We start from the raw sequence: 3,924 nt of genomic DNA on the forward strand, positions 1-3,924 counted from the left end.
CTGGGTGATCCAAACAAAGTTATTAAACGCCTTGCCTACGTGCTGGAGTTTGTCGACGAGGTGGTTGCAGAGGATCAGGTGTTCGAAAGTCATGGCGAAAAAGTGATTATCGACCCGAAAAGCCTGGCCTACCTGGACGGCACCGAGCTCGATTTCGTCAAGGAAGGGTTGAACGAAGGCTTTAAGTTCAACAACCCCAACGTACGCGGTGAATGTGGCTGCGGCGAAAGCTTCAACATCTGAGGCTTGTCGTGGGTATTCCTTGTCATTTCGCTTTATTCGAGCTGCAACCGAGCTTCCGTCTGGATCTCGAGCAGTTGGCCACGCGCTACCGTGAGTTGGCGCGCGGTGTTCATCCTGACCGCTTTGCCGATGCTTCCGAGCGCGAGCAGCGGTTGGCGCTTGAGCAGTCTGCCGGCCTCAACGAGGCTTATCAGGTGCTCAAGAGTCCTTCCCAGCGTGCGCGTTACCTGCTGAAGGTCAGTGGGCATGAAGTGCCGATGGAAGTCACCGTCCAGGATCCCGAGTTTCTTTTGCAGCAGATGCAATGGCGCGAAGAGCTTGAAGACCTCCAGGACAGTGCTGATCTCGACGGTGTCGCTGTTTTCAAGCGTCGCTTGAAAGTGGCCCAGGAAGAACTCAACGAAAGTTTTGCAGCCTGTTGGGATGATGCAGCGCAACGTGAACAGGCCGAACGCCTGATGCGGCGCATGCAGTTCCTCGACAAGCTCACCTACGAAGTGCGCCAGTTAGAAGAGCGCCTCGACGATTAACCCAGAGCCGCTCCGGTCGCACGCCTGATATACAGATAAGTCCTGATCACGATGGCCCTACTGCAGATCGCCGAACCCGGCCAAAGTCCTCAACCGCACCAGCGTCGTCTGGCTGTGGGGATCGACTTGGGCACTACCAATTCGCTGGTCGCTGCGTTGCGCAGTGGTCTTTCCGAGCCGCTGGCCGACGCAAACGGGCAGGTCATCCTGCCGTCTGCCGTGCGTTATCACGCCGATCGCGTCGAAGTCGGCGAGTCGGCCAAGCTGGCTGCCGCTTCCGATCCTTTGAACACTGTGCTGTCGGTCAAGCGCTTGATGGGTCGTGGTCTGTCCGACGTCAAGCAATTGGGCGAGCAACTGCCATACCGCTTTGTCGGTGGCGAATCGCACATGCCGTTCATCGATACCGTACAAGGCCCGAAAAGCCCGGTCGAAGTCTCCGCCGAAATCCTCAAGGTGCTGCGTCAGCGCGCTGAAGCGACTTTGGGTGGCGAGCTGGTTGGCGCGGTAATCACCGTTCCGGCGTATTTCGACGATGCTCAGCGTCAGGCCACCAAAGATGCGGCCAAATTGGCCGGGCTGAACGTGCTGCGTTTGCTCAATGAGCCGACCGCTGCCGCTGTGGCTTACGGTCTGGATCAGCATGCCGAAGGCCTGGTCGCGATCTATGACCTGGGCGGCGGCACTTTCGATATATCGATTCTGCGTCTGACGGGTGGTGTGTTTGAAGTTCTGGCCACTGGCGGCGACACCGCGCTGGGCGGCGATGATTTCGATCACGCGATTGCTGGCTGGATCATCGAGAGCGCGGGCCTGTCCGCCGATCTCGATCCGGGCGAACAACGTAATCTGCTGCAAACCGCTTGCGCGGCCAAAGAAGCCCTGACCGATGCGGCCAGCGTTGAAGTTGCCTACGGCGACTGGAAAGCACAATTGACCCGCGAAGCCTTCGATGCATTGATCGAACCGATGGTCGCGCGCAGCCTGAAAGCCTGCCGCCGCGCTGTCCGTGATTCCGGCATTGAGTTGGATGACGTGCATGCCGTGGTCATGGTCGGCGGTTCGACTCGCGTCCCGCGCGTTCGCGAAGCGGTTGCCGAAGCCTTTGGTCGTCAGCCATTGACTGAAATCGACCCGGATCAGGTGGTGGCCATCGGTGCCGCGATCCAGGCTGATACTTTAGCTGGCAATAAGCGTGATGGCGGCGAACTGCTGCTGCTCGACGTGATTCCGCTGTCCCTGGGGCTGGAAACCATGGGCGGTCTGATGGAGAAGGTGATTCCGCGCAACACCACCATCCCCGTCGCCCGTGCACAGGACTTCACCACTTACAAAGATGGCCAGTCGGCAATGGCAATTCACGTGCTGCAAGGCGAGCGTGAACTGATCAGTGACTGCCGCTCTCTGGCGCGTTTCGAATTGCGTGGCATTCCAGCGATGGTCGCGGGTGCGGCGAAGATTCGCGTTACCTTCCAGGTTGACGCTGACGGTCTGCTCAGCGTTTCCGCTCGCGAACTGGGTTCGGGCGTTGAGGCGAGCATTCAGGTCAAGCCGTCCTACGGTCTGACCGACGGCGAAATCGCCAAAATGCTCAAGGATTCGTTCCAGCACGCCAATGACGACAAGGTCGCCCGTGTTCTGCGCGAGCAGCAAGTTGATGCCCAGCGCCTGATCGAAGCGGTGCAGGGTGCTCTGGAGGTTGATGGCGAGCGTTTGCTCGACGCCGAAGAGCGCATGGTCATCGACTTGCAGTTGCAGGAACTGGCCGAACTGATGAAAGGTACTGATGGTTACGCCATCGAGCAGCAGACCAAGCGTCTGTCGCAAGTGACCGATGCTTTTGCTGCCCGCCGCATGGATTTGACGGTGAAAGCCGCTCTGTCGGGGCGCAACCTGAATGAAATCGAGGATATCTGATGCCGCAGGTCATTTTTCTGCCCCACGACAAGTTCTGCCCTGAGGGTATGGTGGTCGACGCTGCGCCCGGCACATCGATTCTTGAACTGGCCCACGAACACCACATCGAGATGGAAAGTGCTTGCGGCGGCGTCTGCGCTTGCACCACTTGTCACTGCATCATCCGTGAGGGTTTCGACTCGATGGATGAGGCTGACGAGCTGGAAGAAGACTTCCTTGATCGTGCCTGGGGCCTCGAAGCGCAATCGCGTCTGGCCTGTCAGGCTATCGTGGGTGAGGAAGACATCACCGTCGAGATTCCGAAATATTCGCTTAACCATGCGGCCGAAGCGCCGCACTGACTGGTAAGACTGTCATGAGCTACGGTTGGAATGATGTTCAACGCATTGCAGAAGAATTGGCCGAAGCCAAGCCGGATGTGGATCCGCTTTCTGTCAATTTCGTCGACCTGCAGCGATGGATCACGGAACTGCCTGACTTCGACAACACCTCTGGCCGTGTCGGCGAGAAGGTGTTGGAAGCGGTTCAGGCGCTCTGGATCGAAGAAGTAGACTGATCGTCCCCGCAGGTTAGGCAATACCCAAGAACCCGCGTATAATTCGCGGGTTTAATTTTTCACAAATTACCGTTTCTGGAGTTACACCATGGCTGTTCAACGCACTTTCTCCATCATCAAGCCTGACGCTGTTGCAAAAAACGTCATCGGCGAAATCACCACTCGTTTCGAAAAAGCCGGCCTGCGCGTTGTAGCTTCGAAACTGAAGCAACTGTCCAAAGCTGAAGCTGAAGGCTTCTACGCTGAGCACAGCGCTCGTGGTTTCTTCGGCGACCTGGTTTCCTTCATGATCTCCGGCCCTGTTGTTGTTCAGGTTCTGGAAGGCGAAAACGCTATCGCTCTGAACCGTGAGCTGATGGGTGCTACCAACCCTAAAGAAGCTGCTGCCGGTACCATCCGCGCTGATTTCGCTGATTCCATCGACGCCAACGCTGTTCACGGTTCGGACTCCGAAGCCGCAGCCGCTCGTGAAATCTCGTACTTCTTCGCAGCTACTGAAGTAACCACTCGCTAAGCATTGGCTTAAGAGTGAAGGTGAATCCATGACTACATCGACTGTTAAAACCAACCTGCTGGGTCTGACCCAGCCGGAAATGGAAAAATTCTTCGACTCATTTGTGGTTATGCGTTTACGTTCCTTTAAGTTTATGTATTGTTTTTATCTTATTGGGTTTGATT

The 3,924-nt window shown here is 56.8% G+C and carries 6 protein-coding genes and 1 pseudogene; all 7 read left to right on the forward strand.

What is annotated here, in order from left to right:
* Positions 1 to 243 (forward strand): HesB/IscA family protein (locus ACIQVE_RS27280; protein ID WP_402814566.1); only part of this gene is annotated, 243 nt, incomplete at its 5' end.
* An 8-nt stretch (positions 244 to 251) separates the two neighbouring features.
* On the forward strand, positions 252 to 773 hold the full coding sequence (hscB, locus tag ACIQVE_RS27285) for a co-chaperone HscB (RefSeq protein ID WP_402814569.1): 522 nt from the start codon (positions 252 to 254) through the stop codon (positions 771 to 773).
* Between the two features lie 51 nt (positions 774 to 824).
* A complete protein-coding gene (gene hscA, locus ACIQVE_RS27290) occupies positions 825 to 2,690 on the forward strand; it encodes a Fe-S protein assembly chaperone HscA (RefSeq protein ID WP_402814571.1) in 1,866 nt (621 codons plus the stop codon).
* Positions 2,690 to 3,031: an ISC system 2Fe-2S type ferredoxin gene (gene fdx, locus ACIQVE_RS27295; protein WP_402814574.1), complete on the forward strand. Its 342-nt coding sequence runs from the start codon at positions 2,690 to 2,692 to the stop codon at positions 3,029 to 3,031. The genes hscA and fdx overlap by 1 nt, the downstream gene beginning before the upstream one ends.
* 14 nt (positions 3,032 to 3,045) lie before the next feature.
* The gene (iscX, locus tag ACIQVE_RS27300) at positions 3,046 to 3,246 is read left to right on the forward strand and encodes a Fe-S cluster assembly protein IscX (protein ID WP_402814576.1); all 201 of its coding nucleotides are present in this window, start codon (positions 3,046 to 3,048) and stop codon (positions 3,244 to 3,246) included.
* Between the two features lie 88 nt (positions 3,247 to 3,334).
* Positions 3,335 to 3,760 (forward strand): nucleoside-diphosphate kinase, encoded by a 426-nt coding sequence (ndk, locus tag ACIQVE_RS27305; RefSeq protein ID WP_042560926.1) that lies wholly within the window; start codon positions 3,335 to 3,337, stop codon positions 3,758 to 3,760.
* 28 nt (positions 3,761 to 3,788) lie between these two features.
* Positions 3,789 to 3,924: pseudogene (locus ACIQVE_RS27310) on the forward strand (23S rRNA (adenine(2503)-C(2))-methyltransferase RlmN); the annotation flags it as partial.

The organism is Pseudomonas sp. NPDC098747, from assembly GCF_044760045.1.
Lineage (GTDB): Bacteria > Pseudomonadota > Gammaproteobacteria > Pseudomonadales > Pseudomonadaceae > Aquipseudomonas.